Annotated in this window: 13 protein-coding genes and 1 riboswitch; of the genes, 3 read left to right on the forward strand and 10 right to left on the reverse strand. The window is 67.0% G+C overall.

Annotated features, from left to right (window positions below; translation table 11 throughout):
• Positions 1-750 (forward strand): cobalt-precorrin-6A reductase, encoded by a 750-nt coding sequence (locus J2X53_RS14570; RefSeq protein WP_349038429.1) that lies wholly within the window; start codon positions 1-3, stop codon positions 748-750.
• Here J2X53_RS14570 and cobJ read toward each other — a convergent pair.
• From cobJ to J2X53_RS14605, 7 genes are read right to left on the reverse strand one after another with little or no spacing between them, the layout of a single operon-like run.
• On the reverse strand, positions 723-1,460 hold the full coding sequence (gene cobJ, locus J2X53_RS14575; protein ID WP_349038226.1) for a precorrin-3B C(17)-methyltransferase: 738 nt from the start codon (positions 1,458-1,460) through the stop codon (positions 723-725). The genes J2X53_RS14570 and cobJ overlap by 28 nt on opposite strands.
• On the reverse strand, positions 1,457-2,197 hold the full coding sequence (gene cobI / locus J2X53_RS14580) for a precorrin-2 C(20)-methyltransferase (RefSeq protein ID WP_349038430.1): 741 nt from the start codon (positions 2,195-2,197) through the stop codon (positions 1,457-1,459). The genes cobJ and cobI overlap by 4 nt, the downstream gene beginning before the upstream one ends.
• A gap of 14 nt (positions 2,198-2,211) precedes the next feature.
• Positions 2,212-2,841: a precorrin-8X methylmutase gene (locus tag J2X53_RS14585; protein ID WP_349038227.1), complete on the reverse strand. Its 630-nt coding sequence runs from the start codon at positions 2,839-2,841 to the stop codon at positions 2,212-2,214.
• Positions 2,841-3,983, reverse strand: coding sequence for a precorrin-3B synthase (gene cobG, locus J2X53_RS14590; protein ID WP_349038228.1), 1,143 nt, complete (start codon positions 3,981-3,983; stop codon positions 2,841-2,843). Before cobG ends, J2X53_RS14585 begins: the two co-directional genes overlap by 1 nt.
• On the reverse strand, positions 3,983-7,219 hold the full coding sequence (gene cobN / locus J2X53_RS14595; protein WP_349038229.1) for a cobaltochelatase subunit CobN: 3,237 nt from the start codon (positions 7,217-7,219) through the stop codon (positions 3,983-3,985). Before cobN ends, cobG begins: the two co-directional genes overlap by 1 nt.
• Before the next feature lie 9 nt (positions 7,220-7,228).
• Positions 7,229-8,263, reverse strand: coding sequence for a cobalamin biosynthesis protein CobW (gene cobW, locus J2X53_RS14600; protein WP_349038230.1), 1,035 nt, complete (start codon positions 8,261-8,263; stop codon positions 7,229-7,231).
• A gap of 1 nt (position 8,264) precedes the next feature.
• Entirely contained in the window at positions 8,265-8,621 is a 357-nt protein-coding gene (locus J2X53_RS14605) for a DUF1636 domain-containing protein (RefSeq protein WP_349038231.1), read from the reverse strand.
• 85 nt (positions 8,622-8,706) lie between these two features.
• Positions 8,707-8,947: riboswitch (cobalamin riboswitch) on the reverse strand.
• A 46-nt stretch (positions 8,948-8,993) separates the two neighbouring features.
• On the opposite strand from J2X53_RS14605, the gene cobO reads away from it, so the two are divergent.
• Both cobO and J2X53_RS14615 read left to right on the forward strand, forming a co-directional pair.
• The gene (cobO, locus tag J2X53_RS14610; RefSeq protein ID WP_349038232.1) at positions 8,994-9,635 is read left to right on the forward strand and encodes a cob(I)yrinic acid a,c-diamide adenosyltransferase; all 642 of its coding nucleotides are present in this window, start codon (positions 8,994-8,996) and stop codon (positions 9,633-9,635) included.
• Positions 9,636-9,911: 276 nt separating this feature from the next.
• The gene (locus tag J2X53_RS14615) at positions 9,912-11,357 is read left to right on the forward strand and encodes a cobyric acid synthase (RefSeq protein WP_349038233.1); all 1,446 of its coding nucleotides are present in this window, start codon (positions 9,912-9,914) and stop codon (positions 11,355-11,357) included.
• A 2-nt stretch (positions 11,358-11,359) separates the two neighbouring features.
• On the opposite strand, the gene cobD is transcribed toward J2X53_RS14615, so the two are convergent.
• Genes cobD through bluB form a run of 3 tightly spaced genes read right to left on the reverse strand, consistent with a single transcriptional unit; the run spans position 11,360 to position 13,870 of the window.
• Positions 11,360-12,325 carry a threonine-phosphate decarboxylase CobD gene (gene cobD, locus J2X53_RS14620; protein ID WP_349038234.1) on the reverse strand — a complete coding sequence of 322 codons (966 nt, stop codon included), beginning with the start codon at positions 12,323-12,325 and terminating at the stop codon, positions 11,360-11,362.
• A complete protein-coding gene (locus tag J2X53_RS14625; protein WP_349038235.1) occupies positions 12,318-13,184 on the reverse strand; it encodes a propanediol utilization protein in 867 nt (288 codons plus the stop codon). The genes cobD and J2X53_RS14625 overlap by 8 nt, the downstream gene beginning before the upstream one ends.
• Positions 13,181-13,870, reverse strand: a complete 690-nt coding sequence (bluB, locus tag J2X53_RS14630; RefSeq protein ID WP_349038431.1) for a 5,6-dimethylbenzimidazole synthase — start codon at positions 13,868-13,870, stop codon at positions 13,181-13,183. The genes J2X53_RS14625 and bluB overlap by 4 nt, the downstream gene beginning before the upstream one ends.
• Positions 13,871-13,881: the final 11 nt, after the last annotated feature.

Here is a 13,881-nt window from a genome sequence, read left to right on the forward strand (position 1 = left end):
ATGCGCGTCCTTTTGCTCGGCGGCACGACCGAAGCCAGCCTGCTGGCCCGCGCCCTTGCCGTGGCGGGGGTCAAAGCGGTGTTCTCCTACGCCGGGCGCACGGCGGCCCCGGTGGCCCAGCCGGTGCCGCTGCGCACGGGCGGTTTTGGCGGGGCGGAGGGGCTGGCGGATTACCTTGTCGCCGAAGGCATCACCCATGTCGTCGATGTCACCCACCCCTTTGCCGCGCAGATCAGCCGCAATGCCATCGCCGCCAGCGCGGTACACAAAGTGCCGCTGGCAGCGCTGGAACGCCCGCAGTGGCAGGCAGAGCCCGGTGACGACTGGTGCCATGTGCCGGATGTTCAGGCCGCAGTTCAGGCCCTGCCAGATACGCCCGCACGGGTGTTTCTGGCGATCGGCAAGCAAACCCTCGCGCCCTTTGCCGCAAAGCCCCAGCATCATTACCTGCTGCGTCTGGTGGACCCACCCGAGCAGCCGTTGCCGCTGCCGGACGCCACTGCGGTCGTTGCGCGGGGCCCGTTTGCGGTGGAGGGCGATCTGGCGCTGCTGCGCGACCATCGCATCAGCCATATCGTCGCCAAGAACGCGGGCGGCAGCGGGGCGGGGGCCAAGCTGATCGCCGCGCGCCGGTTGGGTCTGCCGGTGATCCTGATCGACCGGCCAGCCCTGCCGCCGCGTCTGGTGCTGGGCTCGGTGCCCGAGGTGATGCGCTGGCTGCATCATGGCGACACCGAACGTGGCGTATAAAGCCAGCGCCCGACGCGCCGGGTTGCCGGGTTTCCGACGATGACAACGGTGCGCATATCGGCCATTTCGGGCAAAGCCTCGGCCAGCGTCACGGTGGTCAGCGCCTCATGCGCTGTCGAGACCGCGCGGGCGAACAGGATCAGGCGGCCCGGCTCACATTCCTCGCGCAGGATGTCGAGCACGCGGGCAAACTGATGCGGGCGGGATTTTGAGCGCGGGTTGTAAAACGCCATCGCAAAGCCGCCGCGTGCCGCGTGGCGCAGGCGGCGTTCGACCTCGGCGGCGGGTTTCAGATTGTCGCTCAGGTTGATGGCGCAGAAATCATGGCCCAACGGCGCCCCCGCCCGAGCGGCCGCGGCCAGCATGGCGGTGATGCCGGGCAGAATGCGGATATCGGCATCATGATCCTGCGGTCGCGTCTCCAGCACCTCGAACAGGGCCGAGGCCATGGCGAACACGCCCGGGTCACCGGAGGATACGATCACCACCCGCCGACCCGCCGCCGCAAGCTTCAGCGCCAGTGTCGCCCGGTCCAGCTCGACCCGGTTGTCGGACGGGTGCAGCACCAGTCCGGGGCGGGGGGCCACGCGGGCGACATAGGGAATATAGCCGATCACGTCGGTCGCGTCGGCCAGTGCCTGCGTCACCTCGGGGGTGACCAGAGTGTCAGCGCCGGGGCCTAGCCCGGCAACCGCGATCCAGCCGGTCATTCATCGCCCCCAGCGGTTGGCCGGCGGCCCTGACCATGCACCAGAACGATGGCGAAGTAGGGGCAATCCGCCGCCTCTACCTCGGCCAGCCGCGCGATGCGCTGACCCGGCATCGTGCCGCGTTCGATCAGCCAGGCCTCATCCAGCCGCCCCGCCGCCGCCAGCGCGCGCCGCACACGCGGCAAGTTGCGCCCGGTTTTCATGATCGCCAGCGCATCGGCCCCCTGCATGTGGCGGATCAGCTCTGCCTCGGGCAGGGTGCCCATCAGCACGGTCAGCACATCATCGCCCCAAGTCATGGGCACGCCGCTGGCATGCCAGCAGCCCACCATGCCGGGAATGCCGGGAATGACCTCGACCGGCACGTGATCTTTCAGCCGCACATACAGGTGCATGAACGACCCGTAGAGAAACGGGTCGCCTTCGCACAGCACCACCACATCAACCCCGGTCGCAACCAGCGCCTTGAGCCGCGCGGCCCAGTCTTCGTAAAACCCGGACAACAGGCTGATATAGCCGGGGCTGTCGAACGGCAGTTCGGTGGTCACCGGATATTCCATCGCATGTTCGCGCACATCCGCTGCCAGCATGCCCTCGACAATGCGACGGGCCTGACCCTGACGCCCGGCCTTGCGGAAATAGGCGATATGCGCGGCCCCCCGGATCACCCGGTCCGAGCGGACCGAGATCAGATCGGGATCGCCGGGGCCAAGCCCTGCGCAGATGATGCGTCCCACGTTCATTTTCTGTGTCATTCCTTGCGACAGGCCAGCGCGTTGACCGCCGCAACGGTGATGGCCGATCCGCCCAACCGCCCTTCGACAATCATCGCGGGCACCGGGGGCGCGGCAATCAGCGCGGCTTTCGACTCCAACGCGCCGACAAAGCCGACCGGGCAGCCGATGATGGCGGCGGGACGGGGGCAATCGGGGTCTTCGAGCATGTTCAGCAGATGAAACAGCGCCGTCGGCGCATTGCCGATGGCCACCACCGCACCCGCCAGATGCGGCCGCCACAATTCCACCGCCGCTGCCGAACGGGTGTTGCCCATCTGCGCGGCAAGGGCGGGCACAGCGGGGTCCTGCAAGGTGCAGATCACCGCATTATTGGCAGGCAACCGGGGGCGGGTGATGCCTTCGCTGACCATGCGAACATCGCACAGGATCGGCGCGCCCGCCTCCAGCGCTGCGCGCGCAGCCACAGCCATGCCGGGCGTAAACCGCACCGAATGCTCCAGCCCGACCATGCCCGCCGCGTGGATCATTCGCACCACCACCACCTCTTCTTCGGGGGTAAAGCGCGCAAGCTCTGCCTCTGCCCGGATGGTGGCAAAAGACTGCAGATAGATCGCGGGCCCGTTGGTCTCGTAGACATGGGGCATCAGAACAAACCTTTCAGGTCGATGTCGGGCGCGGACAGGCCCTGTGCGTCGGACGTGCCCTGCGCTGTGCCGTGCAGGATGCGGTCAAACCCGCGTGGCGTTGCAACCAGTGTCACATCTGCCACCGCAGGATGGGCGCAGCCCTTTGCGCAGCCGGAGACATGCAACACTTTCCCGTCGGGGATCAAGGGTGCAAGGCGGCGGGCCAGCGGGCGGACAGGCGCATGCGCCTGCAGGCAACCGGGGGCACCGGTGCAGGCCGCCACGCGCCGCAGCGGATCATCCGCTGACAGGACAAGCCCCGGCAGACCGGGAAGCCGGGTCAGGCCCCGGATCAGCAGCATCCGCCACGGCGTCACCCGCAGATCGCCCAGCTGTGCCAATGCGGCCAGTGTTCCGGCCTGCATCTGGCCAAACTCAAACCCCACCATCGCGCCCTGCGGAGACAGACCCGGCGCGGGGGGGGATGCTGCGGGAGCAGGGGCCACCGTGCCCGCAAGCGGACCCTTGGGCCGCACCCCGCGCGCGATCAGACCGGCCATGCGGCCCCGGCCATCGGTCACCCCGCCAGAGGCGATAAACCATTGTGCCAGGGCGACCGCATGCTGGCCCACATTCGCCCTTGAGACCGGCGCGCCCATAGGCAGGCCGTCACACCGCAAGATCAGCCCGCCCGCGCTGTCACGCTCCAGCCGGATATCGGCGGAAACGGAGTGCAGCACCGGGGCAGGGCCGGTGTCGATGGCAAAGCCGAACTTGCCCGGCAGAATTGGCATATCGCCGAGTGCCGCAGCAAGGGTCTGCGCCAGTGCCTCGGTCGCAGCATCGGCAAACGGCGTGACCAGCAGGTTGCGCTGCGCCTCTTGTGCGGCATCGGCGTCGATCAGGCCAAGCGCGCGCAGATCGGCGATCAGGGCCGGGTGGCTGGCCTCTGTCACGCCGCGCAGTTGCACATTGCCCCGGCCTGACAGATCAATCACCCCGTTGCCATGCGCCTGTGCCGCCGCTGCAATGCCCGCCGCCTGCATCTTGCTCAGCCGCCCGGCATCGGGGCGCACCCGCACCACCAGCCCGTCGCCCGACATCATCGGGCGCAGCGCGCCGGGGCACCAGCCTTGCACCACGAACCCCGCGCCGGCCATCACAGATCCCCCATGGCCGCGGCGATGGAGTTGCGCCGTGTGATCCATAGCCCCGCTTCGTTCAGACGGCGGAACAGATCCTGCAGCGCGGCCAACGCACCCGGATTTGCCTGCGCCATAAAGGCCACCACATCGTCGCGGCCCAGTGTCGCCTCGTGATACAGGTCGAACAGATGTGGCGGCACCACCCCGGCCAGATGGGCAAAGGCGGCCATATGGTCCAGCGTCGCCGTAATTTCCGCAGCACCCCGAAAGCCATGCGCCATCATCCCGTCCGCCCAGTCGGGATTGGCGGCACGGGCGCGCACCACTCGGGCGATTTCCTCGGTCAGGCTGCGGGCGCGCGGGCGGTCGGGCTGCGTGGCATCCAGATGATAGAGAGCAGGGCGTTCTGCGCCCAACCGCGCCATCGCGGCGGCAAACCCGGCCTCGTGTGCGGCGTAATCGGCGGCCAGCAGCAGGTCACTTTCCGGCAGGTCCTGCGCATGGACAAAGGCATCGGCCGCGCGCAGCCGCGCCTCCAGCCCGGCGCGGTCATCGCGGCTGATGCCATCCGCGCCAATCGCCCAGGACGAGGATGCCAGCCACGCCTCGCCCGCCGCCGCGCGGGCCTGATCGGTGAAATCATCCATCGCCACGCCCATCCCAAGGCCATATTGCCCCGGACGCGGGCCGAACACCCGCGCCGACGGGTCGCGGTAGGGATTGTCCTCTGCCGCCTCGTCGCGGGCGGCCAAGGCTGCGGCCCCGGTTTCAAACAGCGCGGCCAGCCCCGGAAACACGTCGCGGAACAGGCCCGAGACGCGTAAGGTGACGCTGATACGCGGGCGGGCCAGCAGGGCCAGCGGCACCACCTCGACCCCCGACACCCGGCCAGAGCCCGCATCCCAGACCGGGGCCAGCCCGGCCAGATGCAGCGCCATCGCAAATTCCTCGCCCGCCGTGCGCATGGTGGCGCTGCCCCACAGGTCGACCACCAGACCACGCGGCCAGTCGCCGTGATCCTGCAAATGCTTGCGCAACAGCTCTTCGGCCAGCTTTACCCCCTGCGCATGGGCAGACCGGGTGGGCACGGCGCGCGGATCGACGGAGAACAGATTGCGCCCGGTCGGCAGCACATCGCTGCGCCCCCGCGCGGGCGAGCCGGAGGGGCCGGGCGCGACACGACGACCCGCAAGTGCGGTCATCAGCCCGGTGCGCTCGTCATCGCCGTACGCGCCCCGGCCAAAGGTGTGCAGCCCCTGACCATACTGGCTTTCCTTGATGTCGCAGACAAAACGGTCGATCCGTGTGATCGCCTCGGCCATGCTTGCGCTGGCAGGCAGGCCAAGGTCATCCTCGACCCCGGTGGAGCGGGCTTCGGTGCGGATGTCGGTGATCAGGCGGTCACGGCGGCCGGGGTCAAGCCCATCGGCGGTGGAGTATTCATCCAGCAGCCGTTCCAGCCGGTGCATCGTCTGTGGCACGGAAGATGGCGCCAGCGGCGGCGGCAGATGGCCGATGGTGACAGCGCCGATCCGGCGTTTTGCCTGTGCTGCCTCACCCGGATCGTTGACGATGAACGGGTAGATCACCGGCAAGGCCCCGGTCAGCGCCTCGGGCCAGCAATCGCCGGACAGGGCGACGGATTTGCCGGGCAGCCATTCCAGCGTGCCATGCGCGCCCATATGCACCATCGCATGCAGACCCAGTGACCGGAGCCAGAGGTAGAACGCGACATAGCCATGACGCGGAGTGCGCGACAGATCGTGATAGTGCGCATCGCGTGCGCCAACCTCGCCCCGTTCTGGCTGCAAGGCGATCAGGATCTTGCCCCGGCGCAGGGCGGCAAACTGAAAGGTTGCATTGGCAAAAGCCGGGTCATCCTCGGGCTGGCCCCATGCTGCGTAAAGCGAAGCGCGCAGGTCAGGCGTCAGCGTGTCGAGGGCAGTAAGGTAGTCCGCGAGAGGCCACGCCAGCCGGGTTTGCATCAGGCCGTCGCTCAGCGCGTCACGTGTCGGGGCGTCGTACCCCTCAGCGGCAAGGTCAGCCAAAAGCGCCTCGGTCGAGGCGAGGGCATCCAGCCCGACCGCATGCGCCATCTGATGCGGGCGACCGGGGTAGGTGGACAGGACCACTGCCAAAGCCCGGTCCGCCGCTGCGGTGACAGACAGCCGGTGCCACGCCTGCACCCGCGCCACCACCCGCGCGACCTGCTCGGGGTCGGCCCGGTGCGCAAACCGCGAGAACTGCAGATCCGGGTCACGTTGCCCCGGCGACTTGAACGAGACCACCCCGGCAAACAGCCGGCCATCGACCTCGGGCAGTACCACATGCATCGCCAGATCGGCGGGCGACAACCCCCGGTCCGACCCGCGCCAGTCGCGCTTGCGGGCCGTCGACAGCGCCACCTGAAACACCGGGCAGTCCATGCCGTCAAACGGCGTGGAGCCATCCTCGGCCCGCGCTGAAAAGGCTGTGGCGTTGACGATGGCAACCGGCGGAGCAGCGCTGAGCCGGGGTCGCAGCCAATCAGCCAAACCGGGGGCCTTGAGCGACGGCGCAAACACGCCGCATGCTGCGAACCCGGCCTGACGCAACGCGAGGATCAGCGCATCAACCGGGGCGGTATCGGCAGCGGTCAGATAGCTGCGATACAGGCTGACCAGCACCAGCGGCCCCTCTGGCGGGGCAGCGATCACCCCGCGCCCGGGGTCATAGAACCCGAAATCCGGCACCCGCTTGTCGCCCGGCACCGGACCGGCATAGAGCCCGGCCGCAAGGCAAAGCTGCGCCAGAGCCGCCTGCGCCGCCACCGCGCCCCCGGCGTCACACAGCGCCTGCAACCGGCGCAGGGTCGAGACCGGCAAGGTTGACGCCGCATCCAGCGCCGGATCGGGCCGCCCGTCAGCGGGCAGGATCGCCAGCGCAATCCCGTGCCGCCGGGCCAGATCCTGCACCGACGCAATGCCATAGGGCCAATACGCCTCGCCGCCGATCAGGCGGATCAGAATGGCCTTGGCCCCGGCAAGGGTCTGCTCGACATAGGTATCGACCGAGACCGGATGTTTCAGCGCAACAATGTTCTGCAAGCGCAGCGAGGGCAGCGCCCCTGCCGCGCGGTGCCAGCCTGCCGCAAAGGCCCCAAGGTCGCTGTCGGAAAACGACAGCACCACCAGCTCTGCCGGGTCCTGACCCGGATCAAAAGGGGCTTCGGTCTGATCCAGACCATGGGTCTCGCGGAAAACGACATGCATGATGCGGTTTCAGCCCCTCAATACGCTGAGGAGTGCAGTTTCGTCGATGTCATGGTGTTCGGCAATGACCACCAGCCGCGACCGGCGCGGCTCGGTGCCCCATGGGCGGTCAAACTGCTGGCGCACCCGCTCGCCCACCGCCTGCACCAGCAGGCGCATCGGCTTGCCCTGAACCGCGACATAGCCCTTGATCCGCAGGATATGCTGCTCGCGTGCAAGGCGCTGGATGCGGGCGACCAGATCATCCGGATCGGTGATCTCTGGCAGATCAATCACGACCGAGGCAAAATCATCATGCTCGTGATCGTCATGGCCATCGTGATGGCTGGGACGGGCGGCAAGATCATCTTCGGCGGCCGCGTTCAGGCCCAGGATCACGCGGGGGTCGATGACACCATCGGTCATCGCCAGAATCGGCAGGCGGCGCGGGGCCTCTGCCTCGATCATCGCGCGGGCCCTGGCGAGCCCGGCTTCCCCGGCCAGATCGGCCTTGGACAGCAACACGACATCGGCACAGGCGATCTGATCCTCAAACACCTCTGACAGCGGGGTTTCATGGTCAACCGCATCATCGGCCAGGCGCTGGGCATCTACCGCGGCCACATCGGGCGCAAACCGGCCTGCCGCAACCGCTTCGGCATCGGCCAGCGCGATGACGCCATCAACCGTGATCCGTGACCGGATCGCGGGCCAGTCAAACGCCTTGAGCAACGGTTTTGGCAGCGCCAGACCAGAGGTTTCGATCAGAATATGGTCGGGCGGCTGTGGCAGGGCCATCAGTGCCTCGATCGTCGGGATGAAATCATCGGCCACGGTGCAGCAGATGCAGCCATTCGCCAGCTCGACGATGTTCTCGACCGGGCAGCTTTCGTCGGCGCAGGATTTCAGGATGTCGCCATCGACGCCCACGGTTCCGAATTCGTTGACCAGAATGGCCAGCCGCTTGCCCTGCGGGTTCTGCATCAGATGCCGGATCAGCGTGGTCTTTCCCGCGCCAAGAAAGCCGGTGATGACGGTGACGGGAACTTTGGTCAGGTTGGTCATTTCAGCTCTCCAGGGGGGGAAGACGGGCAAGGCTTTGCTTGCGGAAGATCACGGGCCGGTCGCGCCAGGGCACCAGACCGTCAGGTGTGGCCGCATACAGTGCGGCACCGCGCAGGATTTCCGGCACATCCGCCTCAGTCATCCGCCCATAGACGTAAGACCAGCTGCCCGGTTTGCTCAGCGCGATGCCGCACCCGTGGTCGCAGGCGGACAGGCACTCTACCGGACGGACCGCCACCCCGTCAGGAATGTCGGCAGAGCGGATGGCGGTGAACAAGCGGGCACCGGGGCAGACCTCGCCCTCGGGCACCGGCTGCCCGGCCCGGCAGGTCATGCAGATGTGTAAGACAGCGGTCATACAACCCTCTTGGTCAGACAAACGGGGAATGGCCGACGGCAAGGGCAGAGGGCCCCATTCCGAAGGTCACGGCACACCCCGTCCGTGTTTCAGTTCAGGCGCTGGCAGGTCTCCCGGCTTGCGGATATCGGACCCTGTGCCAGATGGCGTCGGGGTCCGGCGCTCTGTTCGCCTTCCCAGCCTGATGGCCAGTGGCATGAACAGACCTTTCCGGTCACGGTCGCGGGGGCGGCTGCGCTTTGGCTTGGTGGCCCGGTGGACCGCAAAACCTGTCGCATTCCCTCTTGGCCTGCCGTAGGACAGGCACCAGCGCTTAGTCTTCCGACTCCTTTGCCACAGCGGGGGGCGGTGTCAAGGAAAAGGACCGGCACGATGACGGACGTAAACGACCCGGATGCAGAAAACACAGACGCAGAGCTTGCCCGCCACGCATCCAAGATGGCCAAGAAAAAGGCCGCCCGCGACCGGATGATGAGCGGGAAAGAAGGCGAAAAGGGCCTGATCATCGTTCATACCGGGGCGGGCAAGGGTAAATCCTCGTCTGGTTTCGGCATGATCCTGCGCTGTATCGCGCACGAGATGCCCTGCGCTGTGGTCCAGTTCATCAAGGGCGCCTGGGATACCGGCGAGCGCCGCATGATCGAAGGGCATTTCCCGCATTTGTGCCAGTTTCATGCGATGGGCGAAGGCTTTACCTGGGAAACCCAGGACAAGGCCCGCGACATTGCGGCGGCACGCAAGGGCTGGGAAAAGGCAAAAGACCTGATCCGCAACCCTGACATCCGCTTTGTGCTGCTGGACGAAATCAATATCGCCCTGCGCTACGACTACCTGGATATCGACGAGGTGCTTGCCTTTCTGCGCGACGAAAAGCCGCCGCTGACCCATGTGTGCCTGACCGGGCGCAATGCCAAAGAGACGCTGATCGAAGCGGCGGATCTGGTAACGGAAATGACGCTGATCAAGCATCCGTTCCGCTCTGGTATCAAGGGGCAGCCCGGGGTTGAGTTCTGATGAGCGTGCTCTGCGCGGCATCTGCCGGGGCTCTGCCGCTGAAATATTCCTGCCAGGACAAAAGCAATCGTTCCTTAACCTTTGCCAGCGACTCTGGGGGAGCGGAACAGGGAGGGATCCCGATGGCCGCCCAAGGTAAAGGCGCCGCGTCCCGGTCGTGCAAGCGGTCCGGGGCGCGGCTGCTGATGTCTGGTCCTGCGCATGCTTTTATCTTGGCATTAAATATCCCCGCCGGAGGCTCCCGCAGGCGACGTGGCGCTGGGGGTGAAAGATAAGATGACAGCGCTGATGATACAGGGCTGCGGCTCCAATGTCGGCAAGTCGATGCTGGTGGCCGGCTTGTGCCGGGCGGCGCGGCGCAGGGGGCTTTCGGTGGCCCCTTTCAAGCCACAGAACATGTCGAACAACGCCGCGGTCACGGTCGATGGCGGCGAGATCGGCCGGGCACAGGCATTGCAGGCGCAGGCCTGCGGGCTGGAGCCGGTGACGGATATGAACCCGGTGTTGCTCAAGCCCGAAACCGATGTCGGCGCGCAGGTCATCGTTCAGGGGCGGCGGGTGGCGACGGTGCGGGCACGCGACTATGCCGACCTCAAACCAAAGCTGATGGTGTCGGTGCTGGACAGCTTCCACCGGCTGCGGGCCGCACATGATCTGGTGATCGTCGAGGGGGCGGGCAGCCCGGCAGAGGTCAATCTGCGGGCGGGCGACATTGCCAACATGGGCTTTGCCCGCGCCGCAAATGTGCCGGTGGTGCTGACCGGCGATATCGACCGGGGCGGGGTGATCGCGCAGATCATCGGCACGCAAGCGGTGATGGACCCCGCCGATAACGCCATGGTCGCGGGATTTCTGATCAACAAGTTCCGTGGCGACCCCCGGCTGTTTGATGATGGCTATGCCTTGATCGCGGCCCGCACCGGATGGCCCGGTTTTGGCGTGCTGCCGTGGTTCGACAAGGCGCATCTGCTGCCTGCCGAGGATGCGCTGGACATCCGGTCAGAGCCGTCGGGCAGCGGCGTGACCATTGCCTGTCTGACCCTGTCGCGCATCGCCAACTTTGATGATCTGGACCCGCTGAAATCTGAACCATCGGTGCGGCTGGTCATGGTCCGGCCCGGTCAGCCGATCCCGGCCGAGGCGCGTCTGGTGATCATCCCCGGCTCGAAATCGACACGCGGCGATCTGGCGTTTCTGCGGGCGCAGGGCTGGGATATTGACCTGAAGGCGCATGTCCGCCGGGGCGGGCATGTGTTGGGGATCTGTGGCGGCTATCAGATGCTGGGCCATGAGATTGCCGACCCGCAGGGCATCGAGGGGCCGGCGGGCAGCACCGAGGGGCTGGGTCTGCTCGATGTCTCTACCGTCATGACCCCTGACAAACGGCTGGCACGGGTGCAGGCGGTGCATGCCGCGAGCGCGTTGACGGTTGACGGGTATGAGATCCACATCGGCCGGACCTCTGGCCCCGATTGCGCCCGGCCCTTTGCCCATGTCGAGGAACGGGCTGAGGGGGCGGTCAGCGTGGGCGGGCAGGTGGCGGGAAGCTATCTGCACGGGTTGTTCAGCTCTGACAGCTTTCGTGCGGCCTATCTGGCCGAACTTGGCATAGCCGCGCCCCTGCGCTCCCATGCCGGGGTGGTAGAGGATGCGCTGGATGCGCTGGCCGATCATGTCGAGGCCCATCTGGACGTGACGGGGTTGCTGGCTCTGGCGCGGTAGCGTCAGGCGCGCAAGGCGGCGGCCAGCCTATCCCATTCGGCCTCTGGTCCCGGCAGGCCAAGGCGCAGCCAGTGGCGGGAATAGGGAAAAATCCGGCTCCAGATCCGGTGACGGGCCAGATGGTGCTGCGCGGCGGCAGCGTCGGGGGTGTGATAGGTGCGGAACAGAGGGGTGCCGCCGGTCAGCGGCCAGCCTGCGGCGGTGGCCAGCCTGTCGGCGCGCGCGGCATCGGCGGCGAGCTGATGGCGCATTGCCTCGGCCCATGCGGTATCCGCGAGGGCCAGCGCGCCGATGTGCAGGGCCGGACCGGGCACGGGCCATGGGCCGGCCATCGCCTCCAGCCGGTCGATGACCGCTGCGGCGCCAAAGGCAAAGCCAAGGCGCACCCCGGCAAGGCCGTAGAACTTGCCAAAGGACCGCAGCACCAGCACATTCGGGGGCAGCGCGCGGGACAGCAGGGACAGCTCTGGCGTGGCATCGGCAAAGCTTTCATCAACCACCAGAAAGCCAACGGCTTCGGCAAGGGCCAGCAGGCGTTCCGGCAGCCATCTTCGCCCGTCCGGGTTGTTGGGGTTGACCACGACCGCCAGATCGGCCCCGTGAAGCGCATCCAGCCCTGCTGCTTCGGTCAGGTGCCAGCCGTGGGCGGACAGGCAGGCGGCATGTTCATTATAGGTCGGCGTCAGAACCACAGCCCGCCCGGTCGGGCGCAACAGCGGCACCAGCTGGATCGCGGCTTGCGCCCCGGCCAGCGACAGGGCTTTGGTCGGCGCGGCGACATGCCATGCCAACCGCGCCGCTTCGATCAGCCGGGCCTTGGCGGTCTGCGTCGGCAGCGCTGTCCACGCGATGTCGGGAATGGCGGGCAGCGGATAGGGGCGGCGGTTGATGCCGGTCGACAGATCAATCCAGTCCTGCCCGCCATACCGCGCCATGGCCGCGTCGAGGTTTCCGCCGTGATCACGCATGCTTGCCCACCCCTTGCTGCACATCCCCGGTAAACAGCGGCTGCACGTTGCGCAATCCCGCCTCGCGCATCTGGGCGACAGCATGGCTGGGAACCTGACCCGGCGCAAAAATCAGCGCGCGGGCGGCACCGGAATGCGACGCCGACCAGCCCAGAGCGCCAAGGTCTTTGGCAAGTTGTGCGGTCGGGTCATCGGGCGGGCCGCGACGGGTCAGGCAACGGGCGGCACTTTCCGTGGCAATGGCGGCGAAACCGGCAAGCGCCGCGCCGCGCTGCCATGCTGTCACCAGATCGCTGACATCGTCATATGCGCTGTCCGTGGCGCGGGTCGGCAGCGGCGGGCCAAAGAAGCCGCCCAGAAGATGCGCGCGGGGCAGGGCTGGCCCTTGCGCCAGCACTCTGCCCTCGCGGGAGGACCAGATCAGCCGGTCGGGGTGGCCGAACATCAGGGGGTCGCTGGCCCCTTCGGCAGCAACACAGGCGCGTGCCAGCAGGGCGGGCGGTCCGCAAAACCCGGCCAGCCGGGCGATGGCGACCAGCGCCGCCGTGCTGGCCCCGGTGCCAAGCCCCGGCGGAAAGGCCGGATGCAGGTGATAGGCGCCGGTCAGGGGCAGGCCCAGCGCTGACAAAAACCGGCGCAGCACCGGAGGTGGCACGGGAAAGCCTGCGGGCGCATGGGGCGTTTTGACAGTCAGGCCAGAACAGGCCCGGCGCCCGGCCCGCAAAAACATGCCATCAGGGCGCAAGGTGACCAGAACAACGGGCCCCTGCGCGCCCATCCGGCCTTGGAGCCATTCGCCGAAGTGGCAGGCTTGTCGCAGGATGCCCCCAGAACGGCGGTCGGCAAAGGCAGAGTTCATGGCCGGTGATCATCCTGTGCCAAAGCCTCCGGCCAGCGGTCCTGAAACACCAGATCGGCCAGATCCAACCGGTTTTGCCAGCCTTTGACCTGCAATTCGGGTTCGGAATACAGCGCATCAACATGGCCGAGGCAAAGGTACGCCACCGGCACGACCGGATCGGGCAGGTTCAGAATCCGGCGCAGATCACTGTCATGAAAAATGCTGACCCAGCCGACGCCAATGCCTTCGGCACGGGCCGCAAGCCACAGATTCTGCGCGGCACAGACGGTCGAGTACAGATCCATATCGCGGTTATGGGTCCGCCCCAGCACCACCTGCCCGCCGCGGGTGCGGTCACAGGTGATGCAGATGTTCACCGGGGCCTCACGGATGCCCTGCAATTTCAGCGTGGAATACAGAGGTTGACGGTCTGCACTGAACATTCCGGCCGCTTCGGCATTGGCCCGCTCAAACGCATCATGGATTTCGGCTTTCACCTCTGCGCTGCGGATCACGATGAAATTCCACGGCTGCATGAACCCGACCGAAGGCGCATGATGCGCTGCGGTCAGCAGGCGGAGCAGGACATCCTCATCAACGGCGCGCGGCGTAAACTGGCTGCGGACATCGCGGCGGGTAAAGATGGCGCGGTAGACGGCATCACGCTCGGTGGGTGAAAATGCCTGAACGGGTTGCGGCTGCATCTGGTCTTTCG

The sequence above is a fragment of the Pseudotabrizicola sp. 4114 genome (genome assembly GCF_031457365.1).
In the GTDB taxonomy this organism is placed as follows: domain Bacteria; phylum Pseudomonadota; class Alphaproteobacteria; order Rhodobacterales; family Rhodobacteraceae; genus Pseudotabrizicola.

What these genes read in the sequence shown, in the direction of transcription:
- J2X53_RS14570 (WP_349038429.1), top strand. Translation starts at nt 1, where the DNA reads ATGCGCGTCCTTTTGCTCGGCGGCACGACCGAAGCCAGCCTGCTGGCC.
- cobJ (WP_349038226.1), bottom strand. Translation starts at nt 1,460, where the DNA reads ATGACCGGCTGGATCGCGGTTGCCGGGCTAGGCCCCGGCGCTGACACT.
- J2X53_RS14585 (WP_349038227.1), bottom strand. Translation starts at nt 2,841, where the DNA reads ATGCCCCATGTCTACGAGACCAACGGGCCCGCGATCTATCTGCAGTCT.
- cobG (WP_349038228.1), bottom strand. Translation starts at nt 3,983, where the DNA reads ATGGCCGGCGCGGGGTTCGTGGTGCAAGGCTGGTGCCCCGGCGCGCTG.
- cobN (WP_349038229.1), bottom strand. Translation starts at nt 7,219, where the DNA reads ATGCATGTCGTTTTCCGCGAGACCCATGGTCTGGATCAGACCGAAGCC.
- cobW (WP_349038230.1), bottom strand. Translation starts at nt 8,263, where the DNA reads ATGACCAACCTGACCAAAGTTCCCGTCACCGTCATCACCGGCTTTCTT.
- J2X53_RS14605 (WP_349038231.1), bottom strand. Translation starts at nt 8,621, where the DNA reads ATGACCGCTGTCTTACACATCTGCATGACCTGCCGGGCCGGGCAGCCG.
- cobO (WP_349038232.1), top strand. Translation starts at nt 8,994, where the DNA reads ATGACGGACGTAAACGACCCGGATGCAGAAAACACAGACGCAGAGCTT.
- J2X53_RS14615 (WP_349038233.1), top strand. Translation starts at nt 9,912, where the DNA reads ATGACAGCGCTGATGATACAGGGCTGCGGCTCCAATGTCGGCAAGTCG.
- cobD (WP_349038234.1), bottom strand. Translation starts at nt 12,325, where the DNA reads ATGCGTGATCACGGCGGAAACCTCGACGCGGCCATGGCGCGGTATGGC.
- J2X53_RS14625 (WP_349038235.1), bottom strand. Translation starts at nt 13,184, where the DNA reads ATGAACTCTGCCTTTGCCGACCGCCGTTCTGGGGGCATCCTGCGACAA.
- bluB (WP_349038431.1), bottom strand. Translation starts at nt 13,870, where the DNA reads ATGCAGCCGCAACCCGTTCAGGCATTTTCACCCACCGAGCGTGATGCC.